At 70.8% G+C, this 15809-nt stretch carries 11 protein-coding genes; 6 read left to right on the plus strand and 5 right to left on the minus strand.

The window, feature by feature from the left end; genetic code table 11:
• Positions 1-756 precede the first annotated feature (756 nt).
• Positions 757-2973, plus strand: coding sequence for a transglycosylase domain-containing protein (locus tag AB0L91_RS11260; protein ID WP_365011258.1), 2217 nt, complete (start codon positions 757-759; stop codon positions 2971-2973).
• A 71-nt stretch (positions 2974-3044) separates the two neighbouring features.
• Complete coding sequence (locus AB0L91_RS11265; protein ID WP_365011260.1) at positions 3045-4724, plus strand: glycosyltransferase 87 family protein; 1680 nt, start codon at positions 3045-3047, stop codon at positions 4722-4724.
• A 4-nt stretch (positions 4725-4728) separates the two neighbouring features.
• Here the strand turns inward: AB0L91_RS11265 and AB0L91_RS11270 are convergent, their stop codons facing one another.
• Both AB0L91_RS11270 and AB0L91_RS11275 read right to left on the minus strand, forming a co-directional pair.
• Positions 4729-6255: a TerD family protein gene (locus tag AB0L91_RS11270; protein WP_365009131.1), complete on the minus strand. Its 1527-nt coding sequence runs from the start codon at positions 6253-6255 to the stop codon at positions 4729-4731.
• 30 nt (positions 6256-6285) lie between these two features.
• Positions 6286-7647, minus strand: coding sequence for a TerD family protein (locus tag AB0L91_RS11275; RefSeq protein ID WP_365009134.1), 1362 nt, complete (start codon positions 7645-7647; stop codon positions 6286-6288).
• A 167-nt stretch (positions 7648-7814) separates the two neighbouring features.
• Here AB0L91_RS11275 and AB0L91_RS11280 point away from each other — a divergent pair, with 167 nt between their 5' ends.
• The 4 genes from AB0L91_RS11280 (at position 7815) to AB0L91_RS11295 (ending at position 11094) form a co-directional block, all read left to right on the plus strand.
• Entirely contained in the window at positions 7815-8438 is a 624-nt protein-coding gene (locus AB0L91_RS11280; RefSeq protein WP_355275125.1) for an AIM24 family protein, read from the plus strand.
• A 9-nt stretch (positions 8439-8447) separates the two neighbouring features.
• The gene (locus AB0L91_RS11285) at positions 8448-9152 is read left to right on the plus strand and encodes an AIM24 family protein (RefSeq protein WP_357342010.1); all 705 of its coding nucleotides are present in this window, start codon (positions 8448-8450) and stop codon (positions 9150-9152) included.
• A 4-nt stretch (positions 9153-9156) separates the two neighbouring features.
• Entirely contained in the window at positions 9157-9921 is a 765-nt protein-coding gene (locus AB0L91_RS11290) for an AIM24 family protein (protein ID WP_218718410.1), read from the plus strand.
• Between the two features lie 123 nt (positions 9922-10044).
• The gene (locus tag AB0L91_RS11295; protein ID WP_365009139.1) at positions 10045-11094 is read left to right on the plus strand and encodes an alpha/beta hydrolase family protein; all 1050 of its coding nucleotides are present in this window, start codon (positions 10045-10047) and stop codon (positions 11092-11094) included.
• A 46-nt stretch (positions 11095-11140) separates the two neighbouring features.
• Here AB0L91_RS11295 and AB0L91_RS11300 read toward each other — a convergent pair whose 3' ends face one another.
• From AB0L91_RS11300 to AB0L91_RS11310, 3 genes are read right to left on the minus strand one after another with little or no spacing between them, the layout of a single operon-like run.
• Positions 11141-11944 (minus strand): HAD family hydrolase, encoded by an 804-nt coding sequence (locus AB0L91_RS11300; RefSeq protein ID WP_365011262.1) that lies wholly within the window; start codon positions 11942-11944, stop codon positions 11141-11143.
• Between the two features lie 38 nt (positions 11945-11982).
• Positions 11983-14574 carry a phosphoribosyltransferase gene (locus AB0L91_RS11305; RefSeq protein WP_365009141.1) on the minus strand — a complete coding sequence of 864 codons (2592 nt, stop codon included), beginning with the start codon at positions 14572-14574 and terminating at the stop codon, positions 11983-11985.
• The gene (locus tag AB0L91_RS11310; protein ID WP_355275134.1) at positions 14571-15782 is read right to left on the minus strand and encodes an HpcH/HpaI aldolase/citrate lyase family protein; all 1212 of its coding nucleotides are present in this window, start codon (positions 15780-15782) and stop codon (positions 14571-14573) included. Before AB0L91_RS11310 ends, AB0L91_RS11305 begins: the two co-directional genes overlap by 4 nt.
• Between the last annotated feature and the right edge of the window lie 27 nt (positions 15783-15809).

Consider the following 15809-nt stretch of genomic DNA (forward strand, 5'->3'; position numbering starts at 1 on the left):
GAGGCGCCACAGTTCGGGGTGCAAGGTATCCGCGCCGGTTCTCCGGCGCGGATGTCGTGTGCCGGTTGAACCTTACGAGTTATGGAGATCTGGTCAGTGAGTTCGCCCTACGAGTCCTCCCCCTTCGGCGATGATCCGCACGGCGGCCGTCCGGCTCGGGGTTCACAGCCGGGTCTCCCTCCCCAGCCGGGTAACCGGCAGGGCCCGCCGCCGCGTCGCCCGATGCCGCCCGCCGGGCCGGGCCCCCAGAACGGACGCGGTCCCGCGCCCGGTGGCCGTGGTCCGCAGGGCGGACCGCCGCCGAACCGGCAGGCACCGCCGCCGGGCGGCATGCCGCCGCGTCGTCCCGGGCCGCCGCAGCAGCGCCCCGGTGGCCCGCAGGGCGGACCGAACCAGGGCGGACCGAACCAGGGCAGGCCGCCGCAGGGCAGGCCCGCGCAGCCGGGTCGCCCCGCCGGGCCGCCCGCGGCCGGCGCCACCCAGAAGCTTCCGCGTCCCGGACACGACGAGTCGACCACGCGGGCGAGTCATCCCGACGGCGGCAGGCCCGTCCGTGACGACCTGAACCGGGGCCCCCGAACGGGTGCCTCGGCCGCGACCGCGCGCCCCGGCGCCGGTCGCCGTCCCGGTGGGCCGAACACCGGCGAACGCCGCGCCACCGGTGCAGGCGGCACCCCACCGCCGAGTGGGCCACGCAACCGCCGCGATGGTGGCGGGGGCGACGACGGCTCCGGTAAGGGTGGTTCGGTGAGGAAAATGCCGTGGCGGGCCATTCGCCGGACCATGTACGTGCTGATGGCGCTCGCCATCGTCGTACCGAGCGCGGTGTTCCTCGTCGCCTACACCACGGTTTCGGTACCCAAGCCGGGCGATCTGGAAACCAACCAGGTCGCGATGATCTACGCCAACGACGGTTCCACCGAGATCAGCAAGGTGGTCCCGCCGCAGGGCAACCGCACCGAGGTCTCGATCGATCAGATCCCGCCGCACGTGCGCAATGCCGTGATCGCGGCCGAGGACCGCGACTTCTACACCAACCCGGGCTTCTCGGTGTCGGGCTTCGCCCGCGCCGCCCGCGACAACATCCTCGGTAAGGAAAGCGCCGGTGGTGGCTCCACCATCACCCAGCAGTACGTGAAGAACGCGCTGGTCGGTGACGAGCGGTCGATGACCCGAAAGATGCACGAGCTGGTCATCTCGGCCAAGATGGCCCGCCAGTGGAGCAAGGAAGACATCCTCGCCGCCTACCTGAACACCATCTACTTCGGTCGTGGCGCGTACGGCATCGACGCGGCGGCCAAGTCCTACTTCGGCAAGCCGGTGCAGGAGCTGACCGTGGCCGAGGGCGCGGTGCTGGCCGCGACCATCCAGCTGCCCTCGCTGCTCGACCCGGAGAAGAACCCCGAGGGCGCCAAGACCCGCTGGAACTACGTGCTCGACGGCATGGTCAGCGGCAACAACCTGAACGCGACCGAGCGGGCCTCGATGCAGTACCCGCAGGTGGTCACGCTGGCCTCGCTCAACGAAGGCGACCAGGACGAGGGTCCGGGCGGCCTGGTGAAGAACCAGGTGCTCAAGGAGCTGTCCGCGGCGGGCATCAGCGAGCAGCAGCTCAACACCGAGGGCCTGCAGATCACCACCACGATCGACCCCAAGGCGCAGGCGGCCGCGGTCAACGCCGCGCAGTCCAAGCTGCAGGGCGAGCCGGAGAACCTGCGGACCGCGGTGGTCTCGGTCGACCCGCGCACCGGCGCGGTGCGCGCCTACTACGGCGGTGAGGACGGCCAGGGCTTCGACTTCGCCAACGCCGGCCTGCCGACGGGCTCCTCGTTCAAGGTGATCGGCCTGGCCGCGAACCTCGAGCTGGGCATCCCGCTCTCGCAGCTGTACGACAGCTCGCCGATCACCGTCAACGGCATCCAGATCGGCAATGTCGAGGGCGAGTCCTGTGGCATGTGCACCATCGCCGAGGCGCTCAAGCGGTCGCTGAACACCAGCTTCTACCGCATGCAGCTGGACATGCAGAACGGCCCGCAGAAGGTCGCCGACATGGGTCACAAGCTCGGCATCCCCGAGGAGCTGCCCGGTATCGGCAAGACCCTGACCGAGCCCAACGGCGCAGGCCCGAACAACGGCATCATCCTCGGCCAGTACCAGTCGCGGCCGCTGGACATGGCGTCGGCCTACGCCACGCTGGCGGCCTCGGGCATGTACCACGCTCCGCACTTCGTGCAGCGGGTCGTGACCGCCGACGGTCAGGTGCTGCTCGATCGCGGCGAGCCCGCCGGTGAGCAGCGGGTGAGCGCGGCGGTGGCCGACAACGTCACCGCGGCGATGAAGCCGATCGCGGCGTACTCGCGCAACCACAACCTGGCGGGTGGCCGCGAGTCGGCCTCCAAGACCGGTACCCACCAGCTCGGCGACACCGGCAACAACCGCGACGCCTGGATGGTCGGGTACACCCCGTCGCTGTCGACCGCGGTCTGGGTCGGCACCGAGCAGGGCGATCCGCTGCGCAACTACGGCGGCGGCAGTATCTACGGTTCCGGTCTGCCCTCCGACATCTGGAAGGCGACGATGGACGGCGCGCTGTCCGGCACGTCGAACGAGTCGTTCCCCAAGCCCGCCCCGATCAAGGGCCAGGCGGGCGTGCCGGAATGGTCGGCGCCCTACACCGCCCCGTCGACCACCGCGCCCACGCTCGCCCCGCCGGTGATCGTGCCCTCGCAGGTCGAGATCCTGCCCGGCATCCGGATCCCGGTGCCCGGCGTGCAGCAGCCCGCCGGTCAGCAGCCCTCGCAGCAGACCCCGGAGACGACCACCGGCCCGCTGCCGGGTCAGCCGACCGCGCCCGCGGACGGCTCCCCGCCGACCAACGGCAACAGCAACGGGAACAGCAACAGCACCAGGCCGGGCGCTGGCGCGAACGGCACCGAGGGCGGCGGAGGCACCACGCCGACCAGATCCCGGTAGCCTCGGATGTCGTGACCGATCAGCAACTCGCGGACCAGCCGGCGTCGAGTGGTACCCGGCCGGGCCGCGAGGTGCAGTACGTCGCGCCCGCCCAGCTGGCCCCCGACCTGCGCTCGATCGATGCCCGAGACCGGCCCAGCCGCAACGATTCGCTGACCGCGCAGCTGTCGACTGTGATCGGCGGCCCGGTCGGCGATCACGCGCTGATCGGCCGGGTGCGGTTCTGGACGCCGCTGCGGGTGATGTTCGCCTTCACCGTGGTGTTCCTCGCCCTCGGCTGGACGGCGAAGGCGGGCTGCATCCAGCAGACCTCCGACGGCGCGGGCGGGCTGATGCTCGACTGGAACAACGGCCGCCAGTACGTGGCCATGTGCTACTCGGACACGGTGCCGCTCTACGGCGCCGAACGGCTCAACGAGGGCGCGTTCCCGTACAAGAAGTCCTGGACCGAGTCCACCCCCGACGGCGGCACCGAGACCAGATACATGGAGTATCCGGTGCTTTCGGGCCTGTACCAGTACGTGGCGATGCAGCTCGGCAATGTCTGGGACCACCTGCCGCTGCCGGGCGCGCTGTCGGTGGTGGTGTATTTCAACGTCGTCGCGCTCGGGCTGTCGGTGGGCTGGCTGATCACCGTGTGGGCGTCGTCGCGACTAGCCGGGCGGCGGGTCTGGGACGCGGCGCTGATCGCGGTGTCGCCGTTGGTGATCGTGCACGCGTTCACCAACTTCGACGCGCTGGCAACGGCTTTCGCGGCCACCGGCCTGCTGGCCTGGGCGCGGCGCAAGCCGGTCCTGGCCGGCGTGCTGCTCGGTCTCGGCGGCGCCGCGAAACTGTATCCGCTGCTCCTGCTCGGCCCGATCCTGGTGCTGTGCCTGCGCGCCGACCCGATGCAGCGCCAGCCCGCCGCCCGCGCGGGTCTGCGCCTGCGCGACGTCGACGGCATCGACAGCGCCCGCACCTGGATCAGGGAGACCCCGGCCAGGACCCATCTGTTCGCGCTGCGCCCGGTCGGCGCGGCCGTGCTGGCCATCCTCGCCGCGGCCGGGACCTGGATCGCGGTGAACCTGCCGATCGCCGTGCTGTACCCGGACGGCTGGCGGGAGTTCTTCCGGCTCAACACCACCCGGCACGCCGACCCGGACTCGATCTACAACGTGATCACCTCGTTCACCGGCTGGGGCGGGTTCGACGGTGAGCTCGCGCACGGCGAACCGCCGACGGTGCTCAACAGCGTCTCGCTGCTGCTGTTCCTGCTCGCCTGCGCGGGCATCGCCTATCTGGCGCTCACGGCGGCCCGCCGGCCGCGCGTGGCCCAGCTGTGCTTCCTGGTCGTCGCCGCCTTCCTGCTGACGAACAAGGTGTGGAGCCCGCAGTACTCGCTGTGGCTGGTCCCGCTGGCCGTGCTCGCGCTGCCGCATCGGCGAATCCTGCTGGCCTGGATGACGATCGACGCGCTCGTCTGGGTACCCCGGATGTACTACTACCTCGGCGAGGACGCCAAGGGCCTGCCCGAGCAGTGGTTCACCGGCACCGTGGTGCTGCGCGATCTCGCCGTCCTCGGCCTGTGCGCGCTGGTCGTGCACGAGATCCTGCGCCCGCAGGACGACCTGGTGCGCCGCGACTTCGTCGACGATCCGGCGGGCGGCGTGCTGGACCGTGCCCCCGACCCGCTGCTGCCGTGGCTGCCGGAGTTCCTGCGCCCCCGGCAGGCGTGCACCAGCTCGCGGCCCGCCGCGATGGTCGAGTGACCGGCTACATCCGCAGGTAACGCGCCTGGAGTTCGGGTTCGGCCGGGAGCATGTCCAGGTCGAGTTCCCAGGCGTTGCCGGTCCACGGATCGAACAGCGGGGTACCCGGCACCGTGGGCAGGTGCCTGCACGATTGCGAGAGCAGCGTGAGCGGCCCGTCCCCGAAGTCGCCGGAACCGCTGCCGACGATCACCAGCGACAGCCCGATCAGGTCGCCACGCACCATCAGCTGGCCGAGGCGCACCACGTCGGCGGCCTGGTAGCCGTGCGGGAAGTCGGCCGCGACGAGAATCCGGTGCTCGGCGGGCGGCACGGCTTGGCCACTGTTGTAAGCGATCTCGGCGAGCTCGGCCGCGTGCGCGAGTTCACCGAGGCGCGCGGGGATGTCGGCGTGATCGCCGATCACCGGTCCGGCGAGCAGCGGCGCGAGCGGCGCGGCGAGGCCGCGCAGACCGCCGGTGAGGTCGATCAGGTCGACCCGGGTCGGCTTGTCCGGCTGCGCCGCGACGAGCCGGGCCACCAGGGCGCCGACCACGCGGGACGCGGCGGCGCTGGATTCGGTGTCGACCCACAGCGGCCGATTCAGCGGCACCGGAACGCAATACGGCACGCGCAGCGCGCCGCGATCGAGGGCGTACAGCTCGCCGAGCCGGATGCCGTCGCTGCGTACGGCTTTCGTGGTCCAGGCCGGGGCCAGCCAGGACGCCAGCGCGGCGGGCATCACCGCGTCGGCCTCGGCGATCTCGCGACCGAGCTGGTCGCTGTCGCGCCGATGGTTCCCGTCGGCGACCCCGACCAGCTCGTCGTGACGGCGCTGCGCGGCGGTGCGCGCGGCGTCGGCGGCCGGGGTGTTGCGGGTGGCCGGGTTCGACACCGCGTCGGACAGTTCCTGATCCAGCCGGTTCGCGGCGTAGTCGCGAGCGGAGAGCAGGGCGGCCGCCGAGCGGGCCGCGTCCTCGAAGATCATCCACATCCGCTGCAGGCCGTGGTCGACCTCCAGCGGCACCCCGGGCGAGGCGGGGGCGGCGGGCCGCTCCACCGTCTCGGTCGGCGCGGTCGCGCGCGGGGTCACCGGGGCGGGCACGCCGTGCGCGGGCAGCAGCTGCGCCGCCCCGCCGTCGTACCCCTGACCCAGTGCGCGCAGCTTCCAGCCGCCACCGCGCCGATACACCTCGAGGCAGATCAGCGCGCTCTCCCCCGCGGTCGGCGCGACCACGAATTCGGCGGTGGGCGAACCGTTCTCGGTGAGCGTCGCGGTGACGCCGCCGAGCACGTGCCCGGCCGTGACATAGAGCAGCACGGCGTTCGCGTCCGACCTGACCTGCGTCAGCGCGAGTTCCACCGCGCCACCGGTGAAGGTGACGCCGGGAGCCGATGGCCGCGACGCGCACACGTGATCGTGCTCGTCGCGCACCCGCAGGTTCTCGTCCACCACCAGCGCGCCGAGTTCGACGGTGCCGGTGGTCTGCGCGGTGAAGCGCACGGTGTCGGCGGAGAGTGCGGTGTTCTGCCCCGCCTTCAGGTGAATCACGTCGTCATGCCTGCTCTGTGTCGTACGGCCTTAGTCTTTGCCGAGGAACCGGCCGAGCTGCGGCACGGCCTCGCCGGGATGCTTGGCCTGGAAGCCCTCACCCAGCGCTTGCATCTTCCAGTCGGCGCCGACCCGGTACACCTTGGCCATCGCCATCGCCGTGAACGGCATGCCGCCCGCGAGGGTGTAGCGAGCGAGCTCGCCGTTGTTGGCGCCGTCGATCAAGCGGCAGAACGCGTTCTGCACCTGCTCGAAGGTGTGCCCCTTGTACGAGGTGACGATGAACAGCAGCGTGGAGATGTGGGCGGGAATCCTGGTGAGGTCGACCAGGATCATCTCGTCGTCGCCCTCGCCCTCACCGGTCAGGTTGTCACCCTGGTGGCGCACCGAGCCGTCCTTGGACGACAGCTGGCCGTAGTAGGCGACGTCGACGAGGTTGTTGTCGGCGAACAGGCAGACCGAGGCGTCGAGGTCGATGTCGACGGTGCGGTTGCCGAACATGCCGCGGGTGCGCACCGGGTCCCAGCCGAGGCCCATCTTGACGAAGGTGAGCGCGGCGCCGCCCTCCTTGCGGAGCGTGACGCGCTGCCCCTTCTGCAGGCTGACCGGGCGATCCTTGCTCAGGCTGACCTCACCGGCCGGCTGCTGCGGCGGCGCGGCCTGCGCGGGCGGCGGGTAGCCGGGGCCGGGACCGGGCGGCGGCGGGTACCCCGCGCCGGGCGGCTGCTGCGCCGGACCGGGCGGCGGCGGGTAGCCACCACCGGGCGGCGCGTAGGCGGGGGCCTGCTGCGGCGGGTAGCTCGGCGCGGCCTGCGCCGGGTAGGCGGGCGGCGGCGGAGCCTGCTGCGGCGGCGGGGCCTGCTGCGGCGCGGCGGCGGGCGCGGGCGAATCGTCCACCTGCACACCGTGATCGGTGACCAGCGCGGCGAAGCCACCGGCGTAGCCCTGGCCGACCGCACGGACCTTCCAGCTGCCTTGACGGCGGTACAGCTCCAGCGCGATCACGATCGACTCGGCGGCGAGCCCGTCGATCCGGTACTCGAACAGCTGGTTACCGGCGGCGTCGGAGACGATCGCGGTGGGCGGGGCGAACCGGCCGAAGTTGCTGTTCGCGTCGTCGAGGGTGATGACCGCGCGGATCTGGTCGATGTCGGCGGGCACCGCGGGCAGCGAAACCGCAAGGGAGGCCGCCTGACCCGCCGGTCCGGGGCGCAGGTCGACACCGGGCCCGCTCGGCTGGTTGTAGAAGACGAAGTCGGCATCCGTGCGGACCTTGCCCTGCTCGGTCACGAGCAGCGCGGACAGATCGGCCGGTGCCGTGAGCTGGAGCGAGATCACCACGTCACTGACGGCCAGTGGACCGTTCTGGCCCTTGGCGAGTGTTGCAGACAAGTTCGACCCTTCGCTTGTCGGTGCGGTCGTCTGCCACTCTACGAGAAAGCGGCGACGAGCGTCCGCGCTCCGCAGCCACGGCGCGTGCCCGATCGATCGGTTAGGGTGTCCACGCAGTACGTATCGGGCATTCCACCCGCCTGTTCAGAGGGGACCCCAGGGCCGTCATGGCGCAGCTGTTCGAACAATCGAAGAAGGTGATCGAGGCCCACCTCGCGGGGACCAGTATCCGCGCGATCTCCGGCTCGATGGTCGCCTACGAAGGCAATGTGCAGTTCAAATCGGCCGGGTTCGGCGGCGGCGAGGGCGTGCTGTCCGGCCTCAAGCGCCGCGCCACCGGCGAGAAGCTGTCGCTGATGGAATGCACCGGCAACGGCCGCGTCTTCTTCGCGGTGAACGGCCAGAACGTCACCGTGGTCGACCTGAACAACGACACACTGCAGGTCGAGTCGCAGCAGTTGCTCGCCTTCGCGGGCAATCTGCGCACCGACGTGCGCTTCGCCGGCGTCGGCGGGATGTCGGCGGGCAGCGGCCTGTTCACCACCACCGTCAGCGGGCAGGGCCAGGTGGCGCTGCTGTCGGCGGGCGGCCCGCTCATCCATCTCGAGGTCTCGCCGCAGTACCCGCTGATCGTGGACCCGGACGCGTTCGTCGCGGCCCGCGGCAACCTCAACCAGTCCTTCGTCACCGATGTCTCCTGGCGCACCATGGTCGGCCAGGACGCGGGCGAGGCCTTCTCACTGCGGTGGGACGGCCAGGGTGTCGTGCTGATCCAGCCGGCGGAACGGTAGGCAACGGCGATGTTCGAGAAGATCAACGGCAAGGTCGTCAAGGTCGACGTCGGCCAGGCGGGCGGCGTCGTCGCCCGGACCGGCGCGATGCTGTTCTACCAGGGCCAGGTCGCGTTCGCGCCGCACCAGATCCCCGGCGCCGGTCCCGGCATGGGCGGCGGCGGCCTGATGCGGATGGCGGGCGCGATGATGGCGGGCGAGCACGAGCGCACCATGCTCGCGCGCGGAAACGGCACCGTCCATTACGGATTCGCCGGGCTCGAGGTGCACGTGGTGCAGATGCAGCAGGGCGCGGTGCTGCGGGTCGAGGCGTCGCGCCTGCTGGCCAACACCGCGGGGCTGCAGTCCTCGGTGGTCTCGGTGGCCAGTTCCGGTGGTGGCGGCGGTGGCGGTGGCGGCGGCCTGATGGGCGCGCTGCGTGGCGCGGCGGCGGGTGTCGTGACCGGTCAGGGCATGTTCACCACCCAGCTCAGCGGCCAGGGCGCCGCGGTGCTGCTCGCGCACGGCGGGTTCCTGGAACTGCAAGTGGGCGGGCCGAATCCGGTGATCGTCGACCCGCAGGCCTTCGTCGCGGCATACGGCAATGTGCAGACCGAGCTGAAGTCGGCGATGAGCTGGCGCGACGCGGTCGGCCGTGGCGCGGGCGAGGCGATGCAATTGCATTGCCACGGACAGGGTGTCGTATTCGTGCAGGCCTCCGAAGAGAAGTTGTGAGCCGATGAGCCAGATCCATTCCCCGATGACTCTCGGTGCCAGCGACAACATTCCGGGCAACAGCTACGCCTACTGCATCGACCTGACCGGCCCGTGGTTCATGCGCAAGGGCGCGATGATCGCCTACTACGGTCAGATCCAGTTCCAGATGCTCACCCACGGCCTGCAGGGCAACCTGATGCACATGGTGAGCAGCCAGTTCTCCGCGCCACTGTTCGCCGGTGACTACGTAGTGGCCGAGGGCCACGGCAAGCTGATCATCGGCGACCGCGGCTACGACATCAATTCCTACGACCTCGAGGACGGCAACCTCACCATCCGGGGCGCCAACCTGCTCGCCTTCGAGCCGGGTCTGGCACTCAAGCAGTCGATCGTGCCCGGGTTCCTCACCCTGATCGGCACCGGCAAGTTCCTGGCCTCCTCCAACGGCCCGGTGATGTTCGCCGAGCCGCCGCTGCGGGTCGACCCCGAGGCGCTGGTCGGCTGGGCCGACTGCCCCTCCCCCAGCCACCACTTCGACCAGGGCTGGATCGGCAGCTTCCTGGCGGCGGGCGCGGCCAGGATGGGCGCGAACTCGGGCGAGGAGCGCCAGTTCGACTTCACCGGAGCCGGCACCGTGCTGATCCAGTCGTCGGAGAAGGTGATGAGCGACCAGGCCCTGGTCCGGACGATCGAGGGCCAGCTCCAGAGCGGCATCACCGTCGGCGGATTGCAGCGCATCCAGGGCGTGATCGCCCAGCAGCTGCAGGGCCAGCAGCAGCACTACTGAGTCCACCCCCGCAATTCTGAAACGAGAACGCGCCAAAACCTGACGGCGGGTCCCACCCGGCCGCTACGGTGGGCACCGCCGAGAGAACGGGTCGGCACGAGCTCGATCAGAGGAGTGGGCGCAGTGCAGCGTCGCAGCATCCGACGGATCGTGGCGGCGGCACTGTGCGCCGTCACCGCGTCGATCATCACCGGCATCCCGGCGACGGCGGCGCCAGCCACCGCACCCGGCGTCGACATCGACGCGGTGACCGCGCCCAACGGTTCCTTCATCGAGAAGATGGAGGTCACCGACGCCCGGCACCTGCGCCTGTACGTGCACTCCGCGGCGATGGACAAGACCTTCCCGGTCGACATCCAGCGCCCGGCCGACACCTCCGCCCCCAAGCCCGCGCTGTACCTGCTCAACGGCGCGGGCGGCGGCGTCGACCGCGCCTCCTGGCAGCTGCGCACCGACGCGCTGAGCTTCCTGGCCGACAAGGACGTCAACGTCGTCCAGATCATCGGCGGCGCGTGGACGTTCTACACCGACTGGATCAACCCCGATCCGGTGCTCGGCGTGAACAAGTGGCAGACCTACATCGCCGAGGAACTGCCCCCGCTGATCGACGCGGCTCTGGGCACCAACGGCGTCAACGCCATCGCGGGCCTGTCGATGTCGGGCATTCCGGTGCTGAACCTGGCGATCGCCAAGCCCGGCCTGTTCCGCAGCGCCGCGGTGTACAGCGGGCTCACCCAGGTCAGCGATCCCGCGGGCCAGCAGGCGGTGAAACTGACCGTCGAGCTGTACGGCGGCGGCGACGCCGAGAACATGTGGGGCCCGGTCGGCGGACCGCTGTGGGTGGCCAACGACCCGCTGGTGAACGCCGAGAAGCTGCGCGGCACTCATCTTTTCGTCTCCACCGGCACCGGCATCCCCGGCATCCACGATCAGCCGGGCGGTCCGTTCCGGATGGAGAAGCCCGCCGACACCCCCAAGACGGTCGCGCTCGGCGCGCTGATCGAGGGCGCGATCTTCGTGTCCTCGCACAACCTGCAGTCGCGGCTGGATCAGCTGGGCATCCCCGGCACTTTCGTCTACCGCGACACCGGCACCCACTCGTGGGGCTACTGGCAGGACGATCTCAAGACCTCTTGGCCGGTGCTGGCGAAGGGCCTGTTCCCCGAGTCCTAGCGTCGACGAGACCCGGGTGCCGCTGCGGCACCCGGGTTTTCGCGTCTCAGACCGGGTCGGCGGCCAGCGCCGCGCGTTCGAGTGCGGCGTGGAACCACTCCAGGATCTCCACCCCGGCGAGAATTCCCGCGGTCGTGGTCACCGTGAGGTTCGACGCCGTGAAGTCCAGCTCCTCCAGCTCGCCGTGCCGTGGCCGGATCGCGGCGTCGGCCGCGGCCAGCATCGGCGCGTCCAGCGCACCGTCGCCCGCGGTGAACAGCGTCGCGCCCGTGCTCAACGCACCGGCGTCGGTCAGCCTGCGACGAACCTCGGCGACGGCCAGACTCTTGCAGACCGCGTCCGGCATCGTGTAGATCTTGCGGCCCTGCTGCGAGGCCGACCAGCCGCGCGCGCGGCACCAGGCGTCCCATTCGGCGAGGAAGCCGGTGGGCACCGCCTCGGGACGAACCACCAGGTAGCAGAACAGCCCGTCGGCCTCCCGGTACTTGGTGACCCAGGAATCGTCGATGCGGGAACGCCATTCGGCGCCGATCTCGGCGAGGGTGGCACCGGACGCGCGCACCTTGTCGTCGATCCCGGCGCGCCAGGTCGGGTCGGGCAGGCCGTCGACCAGGATGTTGCCGCCGTTGCTGGTGATGGCGTAGCGCCACGGCGCGCCCGGCAGGTCGATCCGCTGGAACTGCTCGATCGTGCGGGTCGTCGTCGGGATCACCGGGGCGCGGGCGGCCAGTTCGGACAGCAGGGTCACGGCGGTGGTGGTCATGTACGACAGCGGTTCGCCCTCGTAGTACTCCACACACAGCTTCGCCACCGCGTCGGCGCCGCCGAACCCGTTGCGCGAGTAGATCATCGTGCGATCGAGGTCGGTGGCGAACAACGCGTCGGAGGTCACTGATCCAGCTCCTTGATCAGGCCCATGCAGCTGTAGGCCAGGTCGGGGACCACCTCCACCGGGACATTGCGCGCGGCCGCGAGCAGGCGGATGTGGGCGTGCTCGGGAGCATCCGCTTCGCGAACCAGCACCCGCCACGGTACCCGGCGCAGCAGCACGCGGGTCGTCTCGCCGACCCCCGGCTTCACGAAATTCACTGTCGCGACACCATATTCGGCCCGTACCCGCTCCACCGATGCCCAGCCCGACCAGTCGGGGGTGCGGTCGGAGGCCTGGATCGCGGCGACCGCGGCGGGCACCTGATCGCGCACGGCGCCGAAGGCGGCCGTCACCGCGTCGAGCAGCTGGTTCGAGACATCGACGTCGGCGAGTTCGCGATAGAACTTCGCGCCGTGGAACTCGCCGGGGCCGATCAGGGTGTCGTTGAGAACGGTGCGCGAGACCAGGCCGGACACCGTGGAATTCAGGCACGCGGAGGCGATCAGGAAATCGTCGCGGGTGCCGTAGGTGCGCACCGAGTTGCCCGGATCGGCGAGCACGACCAGCTCGTCGTCGAACCGGGCGCCGCCGGCGGCGTGATAGGCGTCGAGCGCCTCGGTGAGCTCCTTGGTGATGGCGCCCTTGCCGGTCCAGCCGTCGACGAACACGATCGAGGCCGGATCATGGTGCCGGGCCAGGTAATCCAGCGCCACCGCGTCGATGCCGCGATCACGCACGATCGACACCGCGTAGTGCGGCACGGTCAGGCTCGGCCTGCCGACGCCACTGGCCAGCCACCGCCGCATGAGCACACCGACCGGCGTACCCGCCCTGGCCAGCGACACCAGCACGATGTCCTCGCCGCGCTCGGCGACGACCAGCTCGGCCACCGTCGCCACCGCGAGCGCCAGCCGCTCCGCACTCTCGGCCAGCACCCGGTCGAACAGCTCCCGGTACTCGGCGTCGGGCTGGTATTCGACGGGCAGCGATTCCGCGTAGTGGGCGACACCCGCCTGGATCCGCCGTTCGCGCTCGGCGACATCGGCTTCCAGGTCGGCGCCGGAGAGATCCTTGATCAGCCACGACACCTCGTCGGCGGCGTAGGAGCCGAAGTCGGGGCCGTGCAGCGGTACGGGGAGCGCATCCTGCTCTGATCCGGCGGCGCCCTCGATCGCACCCGCGCCCACTGCCACGGCAGCTGGGTTCACCGCGTCCGGGCGCGCACTCGGCGCGCCCGTGGTGGCGGTCGGCGTCAGCGCGCCGACCGCCGAACCAGCGCTACCGTCCTCCGCGGATGACGCCCTGACCGTGTGCAGCGTTCGCGGGTCCGCGCCGGGAAGCACCGCGATCAGCACGTCCGCGCCCGACGCGGTGAGCACGTCGACCAAGCCGTCGGGGGCGACGAGTTGCTCGGTGTCGGCGGGCGGATCGATGACGACCAGCAGCACCGGCGCCGCGTCGCTGTCTCGCCACTGCGCGTTGTACAGGTAGCGCTGTGCGGTCGCGTCCGGCTCGGGCGCGTGGAACCGGAAGCCGCGACGCAGCGGGTAACCGGGCTCGTCGAGCACGTAGGCCGGTGAGCGCGTTGTGGTTTGGAAACGGGTGGGGACGCCGCCCTCCGCCAGCTCGGCGGCCAGCCGCAGCGGCAGGTACATGAGCTCCTCGTGGCCGAGCACGATCACCGGGCGACCGGCGAACTCGGCGTCGAGGCGCGCCAGCACCTGCCCGGTGGCGGCCTTCAGCGCGACGTCGAACGCGGCGACATCGGAGTTCAGGATGCCGTGCCGCCCACCTTCGGGAACATCGGCGGGCCAGGACAATTCGATCCGGCCCGACGAACCACGCTGGGCAGCGCGCGGATTGAGCTCCGGTTCCGGCAGCGCGGTGACGGTCTCGATCAGGCTGTCGGGCAGTTCGGTGCGGCCCGCCGCCAGGCACACGGTGTCGATGCGGGCGCCGAGTTCGGCGGCGAACGCCTCGAACTTGACGCGGTCGTCGGCGGTGCGCATGTCGACCAGCGAGGCGAGCACGTAGTGCGAGCGCGGCGCGAACGCGTGCAGGGCGCGCACCGCGTCGATGGCGGTGTCGCCGGTGGAGATCTCGTCGTCGACCAGCACCAGCGGCAGGTCGTTGACGAAGATGTCGGCGGGCGCGGGCTGGAGCAGGTGCGAGGTGGCGTGCGAATGCCCCTCCTCGAACCCGGTCAGCGTGGTCGCCCGCTCGACCTCGCGGCGGGTGGAGTGCAGGTAGCAGCCCGCGCCGATCCGCGCCGCCACGCAGTGGCCGAGACCCGTCGCGGTCTCGGCGAAGCCGAGCACGACGGGTTCGCGGTCGCCGAGCACCGCGCGCACGAGGTCACCGAGCCGGTTGCCCGCGCCGATCACCACGCGCGGGTCGGTGGGCAGATGCTTGCCGAGCACGGTCGACACCAGCAGGTGCGCCCGGCGCGGATTGCGGCGCAGGCCCGGCTGGACCAGCGCGGCGATCGAGAGCTCGCCCGGCAGCGCGTCCTCGGCCGCCGACGCGGCGAACGACTCGCCGTGCCGCAGTTCGATGCCCAGATTCGCGGTCGCCCACGGTGTTTCGAGATCGAGGCCGAACGTGCTCATTCGGCGATCATCGCTGTCAGCAAATCCACGAAGGACACTCCCTTGTTCGCGACCCCGAACGCGCGAGCCCGGACCAGGGTCTGGCGGGCCCAACTGCGGTGCGGGCGCATCTCGTTCATCTTGTTGCGGTACTCCGAGGCCGCGACGCCGCCGACGTCGGCCTCCATGATGTGCAGCGCGTCGGCGTACTCCTCGTGCGTCACCACCGACAGCGCGTGCACCGCCGCCACGTGCGACGGGTGGATCACCGTCTTGCCCTGGATGCCGTTGGCGCGGTCCAGGGTGATCTCGCGCAGCAGGCCGTCGAGATCGCGGCTGACCAGGTACTGCCGGAACGGCACCGCGTCGGACTCCTCGAACGGCGCGGTCCGCAGCAGCGGCCGGAACATCCGCTCGTGATCGGCGAAGTACTCCCACACCGGTCCGGTGATGATGAAACCGGTGCCGTCGGCGCGGCCCAGGTAGTTCACGATGTCGGCGATCACGTCGGCGACCACGCGCACGTCGTAGATCGTGAGATCGCGGTCGCGGCGGATGCCGAAGGTCGAGCACATGTCGGTGGCGCCGATGCGCACCGCGAGCAGCTGGTCACGGTGTTCGGCGAGCAGCTCGGCGATCCGCGAGAGCTGCTCGTCGCGGGTCTGGCGATGCACCAGGTTCGCCGATTCGAGCACCGGCATGCCGTAGATCGGGCGGTCCAGTGTGCGCCGGGCGTCGTCGAGGGCGGCCAGGTAGGCGGGCCCGGTGACGGCGTCGAACTTGGGGAAGACGAACCCGGTGAGCACCTCGGCGCCCGGCCCGAGCGCGCCGACCAGCTCGGTGACGGTCTGCGGATCACGCACCCGGACGAACAGCATCGGGTTCGGTTCCTCGCTGCGCGCGAGCAGATCCAGCGTCGCCACCGCGTGCTGCTTGGCGGCCTCCACCTGGTGGTCGGCGACGGCGTCCTCGAGGTCGATCACCATCGAGCAGACGCCGCGCGCCGCCCGTCTGCTGATCGTGGCGGCCAGATCGGGGCGGGTGGCGGGCACATACAGCGTCGCGCCGAGCGCGGTCGCCAGTAATTCCCGGTCGTCGGTGCCGACGATCGGCTCCGGTTCGACCAGGAAGAGTTCGCGGGACCTGGGCCCGCACAACTGCCGGAAGTGGCGCAGCGGAACCTGCTTACGCAGGCAAATCTCCGGCGCGACGGCGTACCCCGCGGTCATTCCCCCCACCTCATTTTCCGGGCCATC

It is taken from the genome of Nocardia sp. NPDC051833 (assembly GCF_040681225.1).
In the GTDB taxonomy this organism is placed as follows: Bacteria; Actinomycetota; Actinomycetes; order Mycobacteriales; family Mycobacteriaceae; genus Nocardia.

Excerpts from the sequence above, each read along its gene's own strand:
- AB0L91_RS11260 (WP_365011258.1), top strand. The coding sequence starts at position 757 with ATGCCGTGGCGGGCCATTCGCCGGACCATGTACGTGCTGATGGCGCTC.
- AB0L91_RS11280 (WP_355275125.1), top strand. The coding sequence starts at position 7,815 with ATGGCGCAGCTGTTCGAACAATCGAAGAAGGTGATCGAGGCCCACCTC.
- AB0L91_RS11285 (WP_357342010.1), top strand. The coding sequence starts at position 8,448 with ATGTTCGAGAAGATCAACGGCAAGGTCGTCAAGGTCGACGTCGGCCAG.
- AB0L91_RS11290 (WP_218718410.1), top strand. The coding sequence starts at position 9,157 with ATGAGCCAGATCCATTCCCCGATGACTCTCGGTGCCAGCGACAACATT.
- AB0L91_RS11300 (WP_365011262.1), bottom strand. The coding sequence starts at position 11,944 with ATGATCTACTCGCGCAACGGGTTCGGCGGCGCCGACGCGGTGGCGAAG.
- AB0L91_RS11305 (WP_365009141.1), bottom strand. The coding sequence starts at position 14,574 with ATGAGCACGTTCGGCCTCGATCTCGAAACACCGTGGGCGACCGCGAAT.
- AB0L91_RS11310 (WP_355275134.1), bottom strand. The coding sequence starts at position 15,782 with ATGACCGCGGGGTACGCCGTCGCGCCGGAGATTTGCCTGCGTAAGCAG.